At 36.0% G+C, this 17364-nt stretch carries 17 protein-coding genes; 9 read left to right on the top strand and 8 right to left on the bottom strand.

From position 1 onward, the window contains the following. The first annotated feature begins 17 nt into the window (after nucleotides 1–17). Nucleotides 18–1439 carry a PLP-dependent aminotransferase family protein gene (locus LIV57_RS07105; protein ID WP_227942052.1) on the top strand — a complete coding sequence of 474 codons (1422 nt, stop codon included), beginning with the start codon at nucleotides 18–20 and terminating at the stop codon, nucleotides 1437–1439. A gap of 126 nt (nucleotides 1440–1565) precedes the next feature. Here the strand turns inward: LIV57_RS07105 and LIV57_RS07100 are convergent, their stop codons facing one another. From LIV57_RS07100 to LIV57_RS07080, 5 genes are all read right to left on the bottom strand, one after another. Then, on the bottom strand, nucleotides 1566–2162 hold the full coding sequence (locus LIV57_RS07100; RefSeq protein WP_110008853.1) for a Crp/Fnr family transcriptional regulator: 597 nt from the start codon (nucleotides 2160–2162) through the stop codon (nucleotides 1566–1568). Beyond that, nucleotides 2159–2539, bottom strand: coding sequence for a bacillithiol system redox-active protein YtxJ (gene ytxJ / locus LIV57_RS07095; RefSeq protein WP_110008852.1), 381 nt, complete (start codon nucleotides 2537–2539; stop codon nucleotides 2159–2161). The genes LIV57_RS07100 and ytxJ overlap by 4 nt, the downstream gene beginning before the upstream one ends. After that, complete coding sequence (locus LIV57_RS07090; RefSeq protein WP_227942051.1) at nucleotides 2536–2997, bottom strand: DUF1569 domain-containing protein; 462 nt, start codon at nucleotides 2995–2997, stop codon at nucleotides 2536–2538. Before LIV57_RS07090 ends, ytxJ begins: the two co-directional genes overlap by 4 nt. After that, nucleotides 2991–3527, bottom strand: coding sequence for a YfiT family bacillithiol transferase (locus tag LIV57_RS07085; RefSeq protein WP_227942050.1), 537 nt, complete (start codon nucleotides 3525–3527; stop codon nucleotides 2991–2993). The genes LIV57_RS07090 and LIV57_RS07085 overlap by 7 nt, the downstream gene beginning before the upstream one ends. Before the next feature lie 171 nt (nucleotides 3528–3698). Then, nucleotides 3699–4841, bottom strand: coding sequence for a DEAD/DEAH box helicase (locus LIV57_RS07080; protein ID WP_227942049.1), 1143 nt, complete (start codon nucleotides 4839–4841; stop codon nucleotides 3699–3701). A 214-nt stretch (nucleotides 4842–5055) separates the two neighbouring features. On the opposite strand from LIV57_RS07080, the gene pncA reads away from it, so the two are divergent. Together pncA and LIV57_RS07070 are read left to right on the top strand one after the other, a co-directional pair. Beyond that, nucleotides 5056–5661, top strand: a complete 606-nt coding sequence (pncA, locus tag LIV57_RS07075) for a bifunctional nicotinamidase/pyrazinamidase (protein WP_110008849.1) — start codon at nucleotides 5056–5058, stop codon at nucleotides 5659–5661. A 148-nt stretch (nucleotides 5662–5809) separates the two neighbouring features. After that, the gene (locus LIV57_RS07070; protein ID WP_227942048.1) at nucleotides 5810–7375 is read left to right on the top strand and encodes an amidase; all 1566 of its coding nucleotides are present in this window, start codon (nucleotides 5810–5812) and stop codon (nucleotides 7373–7375) included. 157 nt (nucleotides 7376–7532) lie between these two features. On the opposite strand, the gene LIV57_RS07065 is transcribed toward LIV57_RS07070, so the two are convergent. Beyond that, complete coding sequence (locus tag LIV57_RS07065; protein WP_227942047.1) at nucleotides 7533–8714, bottom strand: pseudouridine synthase; 1182 nt, start codon at nucleotides 8712–8714, stop codon at nucleotides 7533–7535. 102 nt (nucleotides 8715–8816) lie between these two features. On the opposite strand from LIV57_RS07065, the gene aroB reads away from it, so the two are divergent. From aroB to LIV57_RS07035, 6 genes are all read left to right on the top strand, one after another. Continuing rightward, complete coding sequence (aroB, locus tag LIV57_RS07060) at nucleotides 8817–9863, top strand: 3-dehydroquinate synthase (protein ID WP_227942046.1); 1047 nt, start codon at nucleotides 8817–8819, stop codon at nucleotides 9861–9863. A 275-nt stretch (nucleotides 9864–10138) separates the two neighbouring features. Next, nucleotides 10139–10786, top strand: a complete 648-nt coding sequence (locus LIV57_RS07055; protein WP_202840194.1) for a porin family protein — start codon at nucleotides 10139–10141, stop codon at nucleotides 10784–10786. Between the two features lie 230 nt (nucleotides 10787–11016). After that, nucleotides 11017–11634, top strand: a complete 618-nt coding sequence (locus LIV57_RS07050) for a porin family protein (protein WP_227942045.1) — start codon at nucleotides 11017–11019, stop codon at nucleotides 11632–11634. A gap of 188 nt (nucleotides 11635–11822) precedes the next feature. Continuing rightward, nucleotides 11823–12416 (top strand): porin family protein, encoded by a 594-nt coding sequence (locus LIV57_RS07045; RefSeq protein ID WP_227942044.1) that lies wholly within the window; start codon nucleotides 11823–11825, stop codon nucleotides 12414–12416. Between the two features lie 447 nt (nucleotides 12417–12863). Then, nucleotides 12864–13559, top strand: a complete 696-nt coding sequence (locus tag LIV57_RS07040; protein WP_227942043.1) for a porin family protein — start codon at nucleotides 12864–12866, stop codon at nucleotides 13557–13559. Between the two features lie 363 nt (nucleotides 13560–13922). After that, nucleotides 13923–14642, top strand: coding sequence for a porin family protein (locus LIV57_RS07035; RefSeq protein WP_227942042.1), 720 nt, complete (start codon nucleotides 13923–13925; stop codon nucleotides 14640–14642). Between the two features lie 90 nt (nucleotides 14643–14732). Here the strand turns inward: LIV57_RS07035 and LIV57_RS07030 are convergent, their stop codons facing one another. After that, nucleotides 14733–15680, bottom strand: coding sequence for a glycerophosphodiester phosphodiesterase family protein (locus LIV57_RS07030; RefSeq protein WP_227942041.1), 948 nt, complete (start codon nucleotides 15678–15680; stop codon nucleotides 14733–14735). Between the two features lie 139 nt (nucleotides 15681–15819). Continuing rightward, nucleotides 15820–17319, bottom strand: coding sequence for an amidophosphoribosyltransferase (gene purF, locus LIV57_RS07025; protein WP_227942257.1), 1500 nt, complete (start codon nucleotides 17317–17319; stop codon nucleotides 15820–15822). Between the last annotated feature and the right edge of the window lie 45 nt (nucleotides 17320–17364).

Genomic DNA, 17364 nt, shown 5'->3' with positions numbered 1-17364 from the left:
GAGCACAGTTTAATAATATGAGTAAAGAATTTTTGTACACGGAAATTGCAGACGGCATTGCAGGACAGATCAGAAATGGTATTCTAAAGGCCGGAGACAAGCTTCCTTCAGTGAGAATGCTATGTCAGGAACATCAGGTAAGCATGAATACGGCCAAACGTGTCTTTCTGGAATTGGAATCCCAGTCTTTGGTAGAATCCAAACCGCAGTCCGGCTATTTTGTAAGCCAGCTGTTTTCAGCAAAACTTCCTTTGCCGGAAGTAAGCCGTCCGTCATTGATCGCCAATAATGATGAACCGGATGAGCTGATCAGTAAAGTATATGAAAATATGGGTAAAAAGGATCTTACCTTCTTCTCTATCGGAATTCCGTCGGGAGATCTTTTGCCTCAGGCTAAACTAAAAAAGGAGATTGTGAATGCCACCAGGGAATTAAAAGACGGTGGTACCGAATACGAGGAACTTCAGGGAAATCTGAAATTAAGAAGAATGATTGCAGTACGTTCCTTACAATGGGGAGGCAATCTGAGCGAAAATGATCTTATCACCACCAATGGAGGAATGAATGCCCTTTCTTTCTGTTTGATGGCCCTGGGAAAGCCAGGAGATACCGTTGCGATCGAAAGTCCCTGCTATCCCGGAATTCTTCAGCTGGCCAACGGGCTGGGATTAAAGGTACTGGAACTTCCTACCCATCCTACTACGGGAATAGAAATTGAGGCTTTAAAAAAGTTAATTCCGAAAATAGATCTTTGTCTCCTGATTCCCAATTTTAATTCACCGTTGGGAAGCTGTATGCCTGATGAAAATAAAAAAGAAATTGTAAAAATACTTTCTGAAAATAATATTCCGTTAATAGAAGATGATGTGTATGGAGACCTTTATTTTGGTTCCAGCCGTCCGAAATGCTGTAAATCTTTTGATAAAGATGGAAATGTACTGTATTGCAGCTCTATTTCAAAGACTCTGGCTCCCGGTTATCGTGTTGGCTGGATTGCTCCCGGGAAGTATAAAGACAAAATCATGAAGCTGAAGCTTCTGCACTCTACTTCTTCTATTTCTATTGTGAATGAAGCGGTGGCTAATTTCCTGAAATCCGGAAAATATGAAAAGCATCTTCAGCAGCTTCGCAGAACATTACAGATCAATTACCAGAACTATGTTCAGACCATTGCAGAATCTTTTCCGGAAGGTACGAAAACCAGCCGTCCACAGGGAGGCTTGTCTTTATGGATAGAATTTGATAAAAATATCCGTACAACAGAATTATATGATCTGGCCATCAAACAGAACATAAGTATCGCTCCCGGAAGGATGTTTACTTTTCAGCAGCAGTTTGAAAATTGTATGAGACTCTGCATAGGACTTCCATGGTCGGAAAATACGCAGGCAAAACTCAGACAGGTTGGACAGCTTGCCAAAAAGATTGATTTGAGGTAAGGAAGATAGAGGCTGGAAGATGGAAGTCATTACAGGCTTATCTCAATTCTTATTAATAAGGATGTTTAAAAGTTCTTTTGTGTTGACCGGAACTTCAGGCTTTCCTCTCCCATCTTCCAGCCTTTCTTATTTATTATCCGGGATGAAATTTTTTCTTGCCAGCTCTTTTCTAACGCGGCTCAGACTCTCAGGAGTAATTCCCAGATAAGATGCAATCATCCATTGCGGAACTCTCAGCAGCAAATCCGGATACATTTTGATGAATTTCATATATCTTTCTTCTGCAGTTTCTCCCAGCAAAGAATTGATCCTGTTCTGAAGACTTCTGATGTGTTTCTGCAGGAGAAAATCACTTCTTTCAATACTGTTCGGAAATTGTTCTACCAGTTTGTTGAAGAAGTCAGGATGAAGAAACAAAACTTCAGAATCCTCCACGGCTTCTATATAATAAATAGACTTTTCATTGAAATAAAGACTGCTTCGGTCAGAAATCAGCCAGCTCTCCGGAGCAAACTGAATAATATGTTCTTTACCGTTTTTATCAATGGAATACATTTTTAAAAGCCCTTTTTCTACAAAGAATATATGACGGCAAATTTCACCATACTGAAGAAGAAACTGATTTTTTGGAATTTTCTTTACCTCATAGTGCAGGCTGCAGGTGTTCACATTCTGAAGCGGAACATTTAAAACTTTGGCTAAATAATTATTTATATTCTTCATGATACAATCTGGCTTAAAGAAATATCCTGATGTGAAGCACTGTTAACAGGTTTTCCGTTTTCTATGACAATCAGCTGCGGACTTTCATGCCTGATCTCAAAGTCTGCTGCTATTTTGTTGGAAACAGGTCTGTGAGCCAATAAATCCAGATAGTATACATGTACCGGCTGCTCCGAATTCTCTACTTCTTTTTCAAAATTTTTCAGAACAGTTCTGCTGATAAAACAGCTTGTAGAATGTTTGAATATCGCTATTTTATTCTGAAAGGAGTCTTCTATAGCTTTGGTAAGATCCTCTTCAGATTCTATCTTTTTCCAGAATGTTTTTTGCTCAGGGTTTTCACTTTTCCCACCGAATATTTTATCAAAAAAACTCATACATTAAATTGTTTTAGATGGTGATCAAGATGTTTGAATTCTAAAAATGTCCAGTCTTTTTCAGTCATGTTTCCGAATAATCTGTGGTGATCCGGCAAATTGCTCTTTTCACAGGCTTCCCGGAATTCTTCCAGCGTTTTCAGCAGATTGGCTTTTGATTCATCAAAATCACATTCAAAATTAACGATTAGTTTTTGAAAAGTAGGCATGTTTCTCGGAATTCCATTATTGAAAACATACATTTCTATTTTAGTAAAAATCCCTATTGTTCCAAACAAGAGATTGATACGGGGAAGTTCCAGATTTTTCAAAGCTACCTGAAGAACCAGATCACAATGTTTTAGCATTTGGCAAACGTTCATTTTCCCCCATCTTCCGGTGGAGTTTTCAGATAACAAAGAAATTCTATCTATAATTTCCTGATAGTATATTGGATTATTGAGACTCTTCCTTACCAACCTTTCTCGATCTTCAGATTTTCAATATGAGCAAAATGGTGATTACAGTGCCACACGTACAATGCAAGACTTTCTCTTAAATTATAATTTTTCTGATGCTCGGGATGATGGAAAGTCCTTTCAAACTGTTTATTGGTAAGGCTTTTAAGAAGTGTTACCCATCTCTGGTGGGTTCCTTTCAGCATTCTCATAGCGGGTTTTACAGGCATATGAAAACTGTCCTGAAGTTCTGCCCATTTCGCTTCATCATACGGTTTTATGGTAGGATTATCTTCTGTCAGGGCTAGTTTAAAACGGATAAAACTGTTCATATGGCTGTCTGAAAGATGATTTACAAGTTGTCTTACCGTCCAGCCACCTTCTCTGTAAGGTGTATCCAATTGTTCGTCTGTAAAATGTTCAATGAGATTCTTTAGCCGGCCGGGAAAGTCTTTAATTACTTTGATATAAGTATCCAATGTCGTATCACAAATGTTTTCAGGCACTTCAAACGGTCCTATAGGAAACTTTTTTTTCTCTAAATCACTCATTGTTATGGTTTTAATTTTTCAAATATCGCTTGTGTAAATTTATCAAAATTTCAAGAATATAAGGTGAATAAAGCATTAATTATACGGATAACTATTTATAAGAAGGTCTGGCTTCATTTGATAATAAAGGCCTCAATTGTATCAACTGAAGCCTTTGTTATTAATTAAGGATTAATAACCATGTAAATCAATACCTTCTGTCCTTTGCAGGGTTACTTTTTTTCCCATTTTCTTTTGAATTACCCGGAAATGTTGCAATTCATCATCCGTCAGAATACTGATTGCGGTGCCCTTTTCATTGGCACGTCCTGTCCTTCCGATACGGTGAATATAATCCAGCGGTGAACGCGGCAATTCATAATTGATAACACATGGCAGTGATTCAATATGAATTCCACGCCCGATTAAGTCTGTTGCAACCAGGATCTGGGCTCCGTTTACTTTAAATTCTTCCAGGTTGTTTCTTCTCGCCCCCTGAGATTTCTGGCTGTGAATGGCCACTGCTTTTATTTTATTCTTTTTAAGTTTCTCTACCAGATTATCCGCAGACCTTGTGGATGAAACGAAAACAAGTGCTTTTTCAACTTTCTTTTCCTTAATTAAATATCGTAAAAAAGGTCCTTTATTTTCCGGAGCAACATGGTATGCCAGCTGTTCGATATTGTCAATTTCAACCTTTTCTTTTTTAATTTCGATAATCGTAGGATTGATGGAAAGACGTTCTTTCATTTCTGAAACTTTATCATTCAGGGTTGCTGAAAATAAAGTAGTCTGTTTCGCCACAGGCATCATGGTAAAAAGTTTATTCATTTCTTCGCCAAAGCCGAGCTGAAACATTTTATCAGCTTCGTCAATCACCAAATGCTTAATTCCTGAAATACTCAATGCATTATGATCAATCAAGTCTAACAGACGTCCCGGTGTGGCAATCAAAACTTCCACACCAAACATTCCCTTCATCTGTGGATTGATAGAAACACCTCCGTACACAGCCATTGTACGGACTTCTCTCTTTAGATTATCAGTGAATGCTCTGAAAACTTCATCGATCTGAATAGCCAGTTCACGGGTAGGAACCAATATCAGAACCTGAACATTACGATCTTTTTTTACTTCTGCATTCTGTAATTTTTCTAAAATCGGCATCACAAAACACGCCGTTTTCCCGGAACCTGTCTGCGCAATTCCCATCAGATCTTTTCCCTGCAAAATGACAGGAACAGCCTGTTCCTGGATTGGAAAAGGTTTTAAATACCCCAATTTTTTAACGGAACGAATAATATTGTGTGATAATCCTAACGATTCAAATGACATAAAATACTTATTTCCCGCAAAGATACGCTATTGATATTTGGTTCAGCTCTCAAAACAGCATACGTTGCAGACAAAACTCAATTATTTTATGTGTTAGGTTCTTCGTTGATAAGCATTGAAAAATTTATATTGCCGATTTGTCCGATAATTAGGGTTTGGACAAATTTTTGAAGATTAGTTTTGTAAATTTATCAAAAATTCGAGAAATCAATATATGAAAAAAGCGTTAATAATAGTCGATGTACAGAATGACTTTTGTGAAGGCGGAGCACTTGCTGTCCCTGGAGCCAGCGAAATTATTCCATACATCAATCTCTTGATGGAGGAAAATGAATATGATCAGGTGGTTCTTACACAAGACTGGCATCCTGCAGGTCATAAAAGTTTTGCAAGCAGCAATGGAAGAAAGGTGGGGGAAAGCATTATTCTCAATGGAGTTCCGCAATTTATGTGGCCGGATCATTGTATTCAGGGGACTTTCGGAGCAGAATTCCATAAAGATCTGAACAGAGATAAAGTAACCCATATTGTACAAAAAGGTAAAAATATTGAAATTGACAGCTACAGCGGTTTCCAGGATAACAATCACTTTATGAAAACCGGTTTGGATGATTTCTTAAAATATCACGACATCCAGTTGGTAGAAATTGTAGGCCTGGCATTAGATTATTGTGTTAAGTTCACTGCACAGGATGCGGTAGCTAATGGATATGTAACTTGTCTTCATTTCAATGGAACACGTGCCGTGAATGTAAAACCAGACAATGCCAGAGATGCCATCTATGAAATGATTGAAAAAGGAGTAACTGTTCTGGGATAATAAATAGGATTTACAACGATATAAAAACAAAAAGCGCAGAAAATAATTCTGCGCTTTTTCTATAATCAGGATTTTGGCTTTCAACAGCTTCAGATACAATAATTACATGAATTCGGGATATTTCTTTATATTTGATAAAACATTTATAATGAAAAAAATAATTCTATCTGCTGTAGTCTTTTTTGGTGTTCTTACCAAGGCTCAGGATACAAAAGATTCGCAATTCAAATATCTGGAATATGATATTGAAAAGATCCAAAATTTGTATAGAAACAATAAAGTGACGGTAAAAGAAGTTGTTGAAGCTTATTTTAAACGCATCAACGATATTGATAAAAATGGAATACAATTAAATTCTGTGATCTCCACCAATCCGGATGCTATTAAGATTGCTGACTCCTTGGATCATTTGAATTCAAAATTTAAAAATAAACCTTTATTTGGAATTCCTGTATTATTGAAGGATAATATAGATACTCATGATAAAATGCCCAATACGGCAGGTTCCCTGGCTTTAAAAAACTCTTTTCCACTACAGGATAGTTATCTCGTTAAAAAGCTTAGAGATGCAGGTGCTGTAATCATTGGAAAAACCAATCTCAGTGAATGGGCAAATTTCAGAGGTGAGAAATCCACAAGTGGCTGGAGCGGGCTGGGCGGACTTACAAAAAACCCTTATATTCTTAATAGAAATACCTGCGGATCCAGTGCTGGTTCAGGGGTTGCTATCTCCTCCAATCTCGGCATAATAGCAATCGGTACAGAAACTAATGGATCTATCGTTTGCCCTTCCAGCTTCAATGGAATTGTTGGTTTAAAACCTACTGTCGGTTTAATTTCCAGACAAGGAATTATTCCCATTTCCAGTTCACAGGATACCCCGGGGCCAATGGCAAGAACGGTGAAAGATATTGCCATAAGCCTTGGAACTATGGTAGGTGAGGATGAACATGATAAGAAGACCATTGGTAATACGCCATTTCTACATAAAGATTATACCCGATTCCTTACTCTAACAGGATTGAAAGGAAAAAGGCTCGGATATGTAAAAGGAATTACCAAAGGAGCAAATAAAAAAGTGGACGATTTATTTTTACAAACATTAAAAATATTGGAATCTCAGGGAGCCATAATTGTTGAAATAGAAAAAGATTGGATTTCCCCCGAAATTTCAAAAAGCTCCTTTGAATTGATGGTCAGTGAATTTAAGGATGATTTGAATGATTATTTAAAATCTTTAGGGAAAAATGCAGTAATTAAAAATATAGATGAGTTAATTGTTTTTAACAAAAACAACAAAGAAGAACTTCAATACTTTGGACAGGAATATTTAGAGATTTCAGCAAAAAGTAATGGAAAGAAAGATAAGAATTATAAAAAGGCTGTTACAATTGCCCAAAAAGGCAGCCAGCAAGGAATAGACTCTACGATAAAAAAATATAATTTAGATGCGATAATAGCACCTACTACTGCGGAAGCATGGAAAACGGATTTGAAAAATGGTGATAATTATGAAAATTTCTATTCAAGTTCCAGTGCTGCAGCTATTGCCGGATACCCAAGCATTACCTTACCAATGGGCTATATAAATAATTTACCGATTGGTATTTCTTTTTTTGCCGGAAAATGGGAAGAAGGTAAACTGATCAATATGGCCTATACATTTGAACAGAACAACCCACAAAGAAAAGCTCCTCAGTTTTTAAAAGAATAGTAAGTATATCATCAGTTACAATATATCAAATACAACTTTTAACTCTTGATCTTTTATAATTGATTAATTGTCAGCTTATTTCAGGGCGGAATATAGAAACAAAAAAAGCACAGAAAATAATTCTGCGCTTTTTTATTCTTTACATTTAATATGCTGTTTAAAGCATTTTAAGGTTGTTTACTTCCAGTTCTGTAAGGATTCTCCAGTGTCCTCTTTTGATATTCTTCTTCGTTAATCCGGCAAACATTACTCTGTCTAAAGCTTCCACTTCGTATCCTAATCTTTGGAAAATTCTTCTGATAACACGGTTCCATCCAATGTGGATTTCAATTCCGACTTCATTTTTAGGTTTCCCCTCAATATATGAAATCTGATCAACAACAGCTAATCCTTCATCAAGACGGATACCTTCTGCAATAAGACGTAAATCTTCACCGGTAAGTTTTTTATCCAATGTTACATGATAAATCTTTTTGGCATCAAAAGACGGATGCGTTAATTTTTTCGTCATGTGTCCGTCATTGGTTAATAAGATAACTCCTGTTGTAGAACGATCCAGTCTTCCCACCGGGAAAAGTCTGTATGGAGAAGCATTCGCAACAAGATCCATTACAGTTTTTCTTGCTTTATCATCTTTGGTAGTAGAAATATATCCTTTCGGCTTATTCAACAGGACATATACAGGCTTTTCAGGAGTAATGCTTTGTCCGTCAAAAACAACTCTGTCTGTTTTCTGTACCTGGTATCCCATTTCAGTTACCACCTTTCCGTTGACTTCTACCAATCCCTGAGTAATCAGCTCATCAGCTTCTCTTCTGCTGCAGATTCCGGAATTAGCGATATACTTATTAAGACGGATGCTGTCTTTGTTAACGTCTTTTTCAATTTTATTCAATCTCCTTTTCTGAACAAAAGATCTCGTTTTGTCATCATTCCTGTCATCACCGCTGGAAGGTCTTCTTCCGTATTTCAGACTGCCTCTTTCATACTTATCTCTTGTATCGAAATTTTTTCCTCCTCTCTTAGGCTTTCCAAAAGATTTCTTCTCATAGCTCTCACTTTTATTCGTGATATAAGGTTTTCTTTCAGATTTTGGACCAAAATCGTCATTGGAATTTTCGAAACTGTCCGTATTTCTTTTAAAAGGTTTCTTTTCAAATCTTGAGTTGGATCCTTTATGTTCCGGCCCTTTTTTTCCTCCATCTTTAGAGAAAGGCTTTTTAAAAGGTTTTGATCCTGAAGAATTTCCAGATCTGGAAGCACGAGAATCATCAGAACTTTTCTTGGTTGAAATTCTTGGTCTCTTTGGTCTGTCTGAATTATTATTATCTCTGCTCATTCTAAAAATTTCTGCAAAGATAGTAATTTAGTTACGAGTTAAAAATTAAGAATCATAACTTTGCACTATAGTTTACATTTTTAACTTTACATACAATCAAAGATGATAACAATATTAAACGATAATTTTTCACAGCTCAACGAGTTTCTTCACCAGAAATCTTTCAGTAAAATTTTTATTCTTGTAGATGAAAATACTCATGAATACTGTCTTCCGGTTCTTCTGGGAAATATGGAAACCGATCTTGGCTTTGAAATTTTAGAGATCGAAGCCGGAGAAGAAATGAAAAATATCCAGACAGCCAACCAGCTGTGGGAAATTCTTACGGAAATGCAGGCAGACAGAAAAGCACTGGTTATCAACCTTGGTGGTGGTGTAATTACCGATATGGGAGGATTTGTTGCCTCTACTTATAAAAGAGGAATCCAATTCATTAATATCCCTACTACCCTTTTATCGATGTGTGATGCTTCCATAGGAGGAAAAACCGGGATTGATCTGATGCACTATAAAAATATGGTGGGAACTTTTGCTTTTCCTGAACAAATCTTTATTTATCCAAAATTCTTAGAGACACTGCCTTTTAAAGAATTGAGAAGCGGATTTGCAGAAATGCTGAAACATGGACTAATTGCTGATAAAAATCATTGGGACCAGCTGATTCAGATCCGTAAACTGGAAGTGGAAACCGTTGTTCCTCATATCCAGGCTTCTATGAATATTAAACAAAATGTGGTAGATCAGGATTTCCATGAACAGAACATCAGAAAAACGCTTAATTTCGGGCATACCATCGGACATGCTGTGGAAAGTTTATGTTTACAGCAGGAAAATCCTATCCTTCACGGGGAAGCAGTTGCGATGGGAATGATTGCCGAAGCTCATCTGGCATATCTTGAAAATCTTATCTCTGAAGAAGATTCTAAAATAATTATTGAAAACATCCAGAGATACTATCCTTACCTCGACATCAGCGATTTTAAAGATGAAGATATTACCGCATTATTACTGAATGATAAAAAGAATACAGACAGTAAAATCAATTTTTCTCTGCTTACAGGGATAGGTTTCTGCAATTATGATCATCAGTGCAGCCAGGAAAATATCCTTAAATCCCTAACTTTTTATAGAAAACTGAATGATGCCTAGTGATTTTTATCAAATAATTCATTTCAGGTATATAACTTTTGACAAAATTGTCAATTTAGACCATATCTAAACAAATGTTTATTTAAAGATGTAAGTCACTAACAATCAAACATATGAAATTAAAACCACTTAAACGCTAAGTGGTTTTTTTATTGATTTTAATCATAAAAAAAATTTTTGGCAAGCAATTTGAAAGATACTCAGCGTTCAACTGAAAATGTTGAACAGTAGTAAAATTTAAAATTAAGAAAGAGTAAAATTAAAAAATTAAAGTTATGAAAAAGTTAATTTTAGGATTAGCGTTAACTGCAGGAACATTCGCATTCGCTCAACAGACAGGAAACACATCTTCTAATCCGGTAACATTTGGGGTAAAAGGAGGAATGAACGTTTCTTCACTTTCTAACGGTGCAGATTTAAGTGATTCTAAATCAAAAATTGGTTTTAATGCAGGAGTTTTCGCCAACATCCCATTAGCAAGTTCTTTTAGTGTGCAGCCGGAAGTTCTTTATAATGACTTAGGCTCAAAAGTAACAAGAGAATATTCAGTACTTGGTAATAATTATAAGAGCGAATATTCAAGAAATTTAGGATACGTTGCTGTACCGGTAATGTTCCAGTATAATGCAACACCTGAGTTCTTCCTTGAAGCAGGTCCTGAATTTGGATTTCTTGTAAGCGCTAAAGATAAGTTAAAAAGTTCAACAAACAACAGTAACAATACACAAGTTGCTACTCTTGACAAAGATGATTTCCAGACTTTTAACTTTGGTATAGGTATTGGTGCAGGATATTACTTCATTCCTAATTTAGGAATTACAGCAAGATATACTGCAGGTCTTACTGACATTTACAAGAATAATTCTGGTGATGCTGTAAAAAACAATGTATTCCAGGTAGGTTTAGCTTATAGATTCAAATAAGCTTACATTCACTAACAAATTTTATATTCAATAGAAAAGATCAGATTAATTTTTTAATCTGGTCTTTTTTTATGTTAAAATAATATGGAGTTAATAATTCACCATTAATACATCCCACATAGTTGATTTTTTCATTCGTTAAAAACATATAAAGTCTTTATTCATGGGGTTTGACGGCATATTGTTTGTTGCTTTCCGAGCGTTAAACAACATAAAAATTAAACTAATCTATGAAAAAGATTTTTCTAGGCCTGGCCATTATCGCAGGTACTTTCACTTTTGCTCAGAGCACTACTGAAGCTACTGAAGCTACTACTCCATCCACATCTTCTAAAATCAAATTCGGTTTGAAAGCAGGTCTGAACATTTCTACCCTTTCCAATATGGATATGAAGTCAAAAGCAGGATTCTATGGTGGTGTATTTGCCAATATTCCTGTAGCTAAAGATTTTTCAGTGCAGCCGGAAGTTTTATATAGCGCTACGGGAGCAAAAGGAAAAGGAGATAATAATACCCAGCTTAATTTAGAATATCTTTCTGTTCCTGTCATGTTCCAATATAAGGCACTTCCTAATCTGTATGTAGAGGCAGGCCCGCAATTTAACTTTTTGATTGATGCCAGATTAAAGAAAACTGCTTCTACGAGCCTTCTTAAAAATGGAACTCAATCTTTCGATTTTGGGATCGGATTGGGAGCGGGTTATTTTTTTACCAAAAATATTGGGGTGAATGTGAGATATACCGCAGGCTTATCTGATATTGTAAAAACAAAATATCAGTACGGATATGACAGAGAGGGATCTGTAAAAAATGGCGTATTCCAGATAGGATTAAACTACAAATTCTAAAGTTTACTAAGTTTTTTAATGACAAGGAGGCCGGATTAATTTTAATCCGGCTTTTTTACCGCAGATAAAAAAATATTCTTAAAAAATGTATACTAAGTAGAAAATTAAGAACATAAATTGATTTTGGCACGTAGTTTGTTTCTTAAAGAAATGTTAAATAAAACTTAATAACTATTAAAAATAAACTTATGAAAAAGATTTTTTTAGGCCTTGCGCTTGTAGCAGGTACTTTTGCTTTCTCTCAGAAGACTTCAACTTCTACTGCTTCTTCTTCTCCAGTTAGATTTGGTGTGAAAGCGGGTCTTAATATTTCAACTCTTACCGAGAATGATTTCAATTCAAAAGCGGGATTCTACGGAGGATTATTTGCCAATATTCCTGTAGCTCAGGACTTCTCTTTCCAACCAGAAGTGTTATACAACGGAATGGGTGCAAAAATTAAAGGGACTAATGATATAAAAGTAAACCTGGATTATATTTCTGTACCGTTAATGCTTCAATATAATGCCCTTCCTAACCTATACGTGGAAGCAGGACCTCAATTCAGCTTTTTGATTAACTCAAAACTGAAAGCTGATTCCAATTCTGCAGATGCTAAAGATCTGTTCAAAGGTTTTGACTTCGGAATCGGTCTTGGAGCAGGATATTATTTCACAGACAATATCGGTATTACGGCAAGATATGTGGCTGGTTTAACGGATGTTGCCAAAGACAGACCGGATCTATCTGAAGATAAGGCTAAAAACGGAGTATTCCAGGTAGGTTTAGCGTATAAATTCTAAGAAATCAGTTTAGCTTTTTAAAGCAGACTTTTCATCAATACAAAGCCGGATTCAATATAATCCGGCTTTTTTATTTGTCCCGATATTTTTGGCAAGAAATTTGCCTGTAGAATAATTGATTGTACTCAATCCGGAAATTTTCCAACTTACGGTTCACGTTTCACAATGAGTATACTTTGATTCATTTGATATTCAATTGAATATCAGAATTACAATCTAACTATTACCATTAAACTTTAACGAGAACTGTGTCAGCCGGACCGGCAGTCTGAGTACACAACAGAATATTGAAGATATTTTGTTTGTAAATAAGATACATTTTGATTTCAATAGAAGAAGTCAGGTTTATTAGTTTAAGCCTGACTTTTTCGCTTATTGCATGATTTTTATCACTTTACCCTTTTGTGGCAGATATTTTGTTGAAAAGAAAAAATTAAACTTTAAATCATGAAAAAACTCTTTGCAGTACTTGCAATTGCAGGTTGCCTTTCCGCAAATGCTCAGGAAAAGCATCAGTCAAAATCTTCTCCTGTTACTTTTGGTGTTAAAGCAGGTTTTAACGGTTCTACACTTACCAGAGGAGATGGCTATGAATATGATAACAATGAGAAAATCAAAGCAGGTTTTCATGCAGGAGTGTTTGCGAATATTCCTGTTTCTGACAAATTCAGCATCCAACCGGAACTTCTTTTCAGCCAGCTGGGATCAAAATCAGACTATAACTACAGAACCAGCTCAGGAAATTACAGAATAACACAACACTATGATTATAGGACAACATTAAATTACCTTTCTCTTCCTGTAATGGTTCAATACAATATTCTTCCACAGCTTTATGTAGAAGCAGGTCCTGAATTCGGATATCTGCTGGGAGGAAAAACAAAAGGAGATTTAACCACTATTGAGACTACTGGAAATTCAATTACTGTTGATCGTACGGAACATATTTCACAGAACATTTCAAAAAGTCTTTTTAATCGTTTCAACGTGGGATTAGGTATTGGTGCTGGATATTATTTTACCGAAAACTTTGGCGTAACTGCAAGATTTACGGCTGGGCTTACTGAAGTTTACAAATACAACGACGGTGATAAAGTAAGAAATAATGCAATTCAGGCAGGAGTTGCGTACCGATTTAAATAGAGATATTTATTATTTTCAAAACCGGTGCCGGGCTTTAATAGTCCGGTATTTTTTATTTCTGTACTGCAAAAGCTCTTCCGGACAGCTTATCAATTATCAGAAAAATAATTCAATTTAAAATTTTTATCATTTTAATTATCAACAATAAAGCATATTGAGTGTTCAACTATTTTCACAAAACATTCATTTTATAAAACATTTATTCATCAAAAAGGGATAAATGGTTAAAAAAAAACTTTATGAAAACCATCTGAAAACCCCTTTAAACAGGCGTTTTTCGACTTTGGCAAGCAATTTGCAAAATACTTGGAGTCTGATTGAGAGATATCCGACACACAAATAGTAAAATTAAAAAATAAAATTATGAAGAAGTTATTTTTAGGATTAGCATTAACTGCTGGTACACTAGCTTTCGCTCAGGAGACAGAAACAAAGACGGAAACGAAAACAGTTAATGCATCACCACTAAAAAAAGATGTACAACCCGTTAGATTCGGAATCAAGGCCGGAGGAAACTCAGCTTATTTCAGTGAGCAAAAGTTTGGAATCAACACACAACAACTAGGTTTCCACGCAGGTGCATTCGTTAATATTCCACTTTCAAAACAATTCAGCTTACAACCAGAGGTATTATACAACCAAATGGGAGCGAAAGATGTAATTTCATCTACAGAAACTGATAACGGAGTTACGAATGTAAAAACTAAAGAAGAAGGTAGAGTAAAAATGAACTATATTTCAGTTCCGTTAATGCTTCAGATGAGACCTACAGAGAAATTTTACGTTGAAGCCGGACCTGAATTCAGTTATTTCATCAACGGAAAAACTAAAGGAGAAAGAAGTGTAGCAAGTACTACAGGAGGTGTTACTACAACCACTACAAGTTCTAATACTGAAGATATCGACAAAGATCAGATCAATAAATTCAATTTCGGATTGGGTCTTGGTTTAGGATATGATATTACATCCAACATCGGTATCAGCGCAAGATATGTAAATAGCTTGACAAAAATTGATAAAAGCAGACCTGCTGCTGAAAACAACAACAGAGTATTTCAGTTAGGTCTTAACTACAAATTCTAATTAGGAACCAATTTTTTAACCGAAGTGCATTAACCTTGCACGCATAAAATAGCCGGAAGATTTTCTTCCGGCTATTTATATAAAAAAGTTTTATTCAAATATTCTCGGATCATCACTGATCACCCCATCTATTCCCATTTCTTTTAATTCCTTTAATCTTTCTCTTGTATTAACAGTCCATGGGATTACTTTCATGCCTAATGAGTGGCATTCCTGTACTAACTGAGGTGTTACAAGATTGTGTTCCGGGCTGTAAATTGTAGGAGTGAAACTCAGGAACTTCATATCTCCGGCTACTCCATTCATATGATTAGGATACATTCTGAACTTTTCTGCCGGAATATTTTTAAAATAAGCCTGCTGCTGAGCCAGCTTTTTATCATCTACCTTTTCTACGAGTAAAGCAGTCATGATTCCAGGATATTCGTTATGAAGAATTTCCAGTGTTCTTGGATCAAAAGACTGAATGATCACTCTGTCCTGAATCTTTTTTTCAGTAATGATCTTCATCATCAGATCCACAAATTCTTTGGGCCCGGGATGGAATATATTGTCTGAGAAAGGACGGGTTTTGGTTTCTATATTATAATAAGGTAACGGCCTTTTCAATTCACGGGCGTAAGCCTCACATGCATCTATTACATCTGAAAACAGAGGTTTCTGAACCTTCATTTTCTTTTGATCAGGATAGTTTTCCAGTTTTTTTAAACCAACATCAAAAGTTTTGATCTTTGCATAAGGCATTTCATAAATTTTATAATAAAACCCCGAATCCTTGGGAATATAGGTTCCATCTGGTTTTGTTACCAATTCAGGAGAAAGAAAAGCATCATGGGAAAGAATTACTTTTTTATCTTTTGTTATGGCCAGATCCATTTCCAATGTGGTAACATTCATTTTTAATCCGTTTTTCATAGCCGGTATTGTATTTTCCGGGTAAAGGGATTTTCCTCCGCGGTGTGCCTGCCTGTCAAAAGATTGTGAAGCATAAAATTGGGTAAATACAATAAAAATACCCGTGAATAGCGCATTTTTCATATCCTGAAGTTTTAATCTTACAAAATTAAAACTCCATTGTATATTGAATAATACAGGAATATTAAGCTTTTGCTACATTTCTAAAACAAAAAGAACCAGGTTGTACACCCGGTTCTTTTTTATTATTTCAATAAAGAGATTAATTGAATAAATCTACTTCTTCTCCTTTTCCTACAGGATATTCTTCTGTAAAGCATCCGAAGCAGTGGTTGGCTGATCCTAAAATATCTTTCAGGTTATCAATACTTAAAAACTCTAAGGAGTCTACTCCCAGATAATTTTTAAGTTCTTCCGTAGTCATATTGGCAGAAATCAGATCATCTTTGGACGGAGTATCAATTCCAAGGTAGCAAGGAGCGATAATTGGAGGGGAAACACTTCTGAAGTGGATTTCCTTTACTCCTGCATCTTTTAAAATTTTAACCAGTCTTTTAGATGTTGTTCCACGAACAATAGAATCGTCTATAATGACTACTCTCTTACCTTTCATCTCAGAGATGATCGGGTTCAGTTTAAGGTTCACTACCCTTTCTCTCATTTCCTGTGTAGGAACGATGAAACTTCTTCCGATATATCTGTTTTTGATCAATACCGGGCGGAAAGGGATTCCTGAAGCTTTTGAGAAACCGATAGCAGCAGGAACACCGGAATCAGGAACTCCAATTACCAGATCAGCTTCTACTGGAGCCTGTTCCCAAATTTTCTCTCCGGATTTTTCTCTGATTTCATAAACGTTGATGTCTTCAAGCGTAGAGTCGGGTCTTGCAAAATAAATATATTCAAAAGAGCAGATTCTCTGCTTTCCTTTCGCCTCATCCATCATATAAGAATGAAGTTTTCCAGGTTCGTTTTCATTGGTATAAATGATCTCACCAGGAAGGATATTACGTACATACTGAGCGCCAACGGCATCCAATGCAACAGATTCTGACGCCACCACATAAGACTTTTCGTCGATAGCTCCCAACACCAGCGGTCGGATACCGTTGAAGTCTCTGAAGGCAAAGAATTTATTTCTTGTCATCCCTACTACAGAATAAGCTCCCTCAATCTTTTCCATGGTTGCTTTGATCGCTCCGCGAAGGCCTAAATCAAGGTTTTTCTGGATCAGTCTCAGGATTACTTCAGAATCGGAAGTTGCTCTGAAAACAACGCCTTCAGCCTCTAATTCAGCCTTTAATTCTTTCGCATTGGTAAGGTTACCATTGTGTGCTATAGAAAGTATAATCTGGTCATATTCGTTTTTGGCGAAAAATGGCTGGAAGTTATATTTCTTCTTATCTCCTGCAGTAGTATAACGGGTATGACCAATTGCAGAATTTCCCATAAAAGTTTCAGGTTCCTGAATGTCTTTATAAACATCTAAAACCAGTCCTTCGTCTTTCATGTTTGTGATTCTTCCTTCCTTTAAAACGGAAATACCACAAGCTTCCTGGCCTCTGTGCTGCAAAGCAAAAAGCCCGAACTGAGAAAGAGAGAAAGTATCCAGATCATTATCCGAATACAATCCGAAGATCCCACACTCTTCATTAGGAGCATCCAGTCTTTCCTCTTCCTGAGTTCTGAAAAGATTTCTTCCGTAGGTCTGGGTTTTAAATTGTTTTAAATATTCACTTTTATGAATGTCTAAACTTTTCATTTCTACACTTTTTGTGCTGTCGTGGATGTTACTAGGGGGGTTTTG

The sequence above is a fragment of the Chryseobacterium sp. X308 genome (genome assembly GCF_020733145.1).
GTDB lineage: Bacteria > Bacteroidota > Bacteroidia > Flavobacteriales > Weeksellaceae > Chryseobacterium > Chryseobacterium cupriresistens.
Note: the sequence above shows the minus strand (reverse complement) of the source record. Positions and strands in the feature narration are given on the sequence as shown.

Coding starts and splice junctions, on each gene's coding strand:
- LIV57_RS07105 (WP_227942052.1), top strand. CDS start 18: ATGAGTAAAGAATTTTTGTACACGGAAATTGCAGACGGCATTGCAGGA.
- LIV57_RS07100 (WP_110008853.1), bottom strand. CDS start 2,162: ATGAAGAATATAAATAATTATTTAGCCAAAGTTTTAAATGTTCCGCTT.
- ytxJ (WP_110008852.1), bottom strand. CDS start 2,539: ATGAGTTTTTTTGATAAAATATTCGGTGGGAAAAGTGAAAACCCTGAG.
- LIV57_RS07085 (WP_227942050.1), bottom strand. CDS start 3,527: ATGAGTGATTTAGAGAAAAAAAAGTTTCCTATAGGACCGTTTGAAGTG.
- LIV57_RS07080 (WP_227942049.1), bottom strand. CDS start 4,841: ATGTCATTTGAATCGTTAGGATTATCACACAATATTATTCGTTCCGTT.
- pncA (WP_110008849.1), top strand. CDS start 5,056: ATGAAAAAAGCGTTAATAATAGTCGATGTACAGAATGACTTTTGTGAA.
- LIV57_RS07070 (WP_227942048.1), top strand. CDS start 5,810: ATGAAAAAAATAATTCTATCTGCTGTAGTCTTTTTTGGTGTTCTTACC.
- LIV57_RS07065 (WP_227942047.1), bottom strand. CDS start 8,714: ATGAGCAGAGATAATAATAATTCAGACAGACCAAAGAGACCAAGAATT.
- aroB (WP_227942046.1), top strand. CDS start 8,817: ATGATAACAATATTAAACGATAATTTTTCACAGCTCAACGAGTTTCTT.
- LIV57_RS07055 (WP_202840194.1), top strand. CDS start 10,139: ATGAAAAAGTTAATTTTAGGATTAGCGTTAACTGCAGGAACATTCGCA.
- LIV57_RS07050 (WP_227942045.1), top strand. CDS start 11,017: ATGAAAAAGATTTTTCTAGGCCTGGCCATTATCGCAGGTACTTTCACT.
- LIV57_RS07045 (WP_227942044.1), top strand. CDS start 11,823: ATGAAAAAGATTTTTTTAGGCCTTGCGCTTGTAGCAGGTACTTTTGCT.
- LIV57_RS07040 (WP_227942043.1), top strand. CDS start 12,864: ATGAAAAAACTCTTTGCAGTACTTGCAATTGCAGGTTGCCTTTCCGCA.
- LIV57_RS07035 (WP_227942042.1), top strand. CDS start 13,923: ATGAAGAAGTTATTTTTAGGATTAGCATTAACTGCTGGTACACTAGCT.
- LIV57_RS07030 (WP_227942041.1), bottom strand. CDS start 15,680: ATGAAAAATGCGCTATTCACGGGTATTTTTATTGTATTTACCCAATTT.
- purF (WP_227942257.1), bottom strand. CDS start 17,319: ATGAAAAGTTTAGACATTCATAAAAGTGAATATTTAAAACAATTTAAA.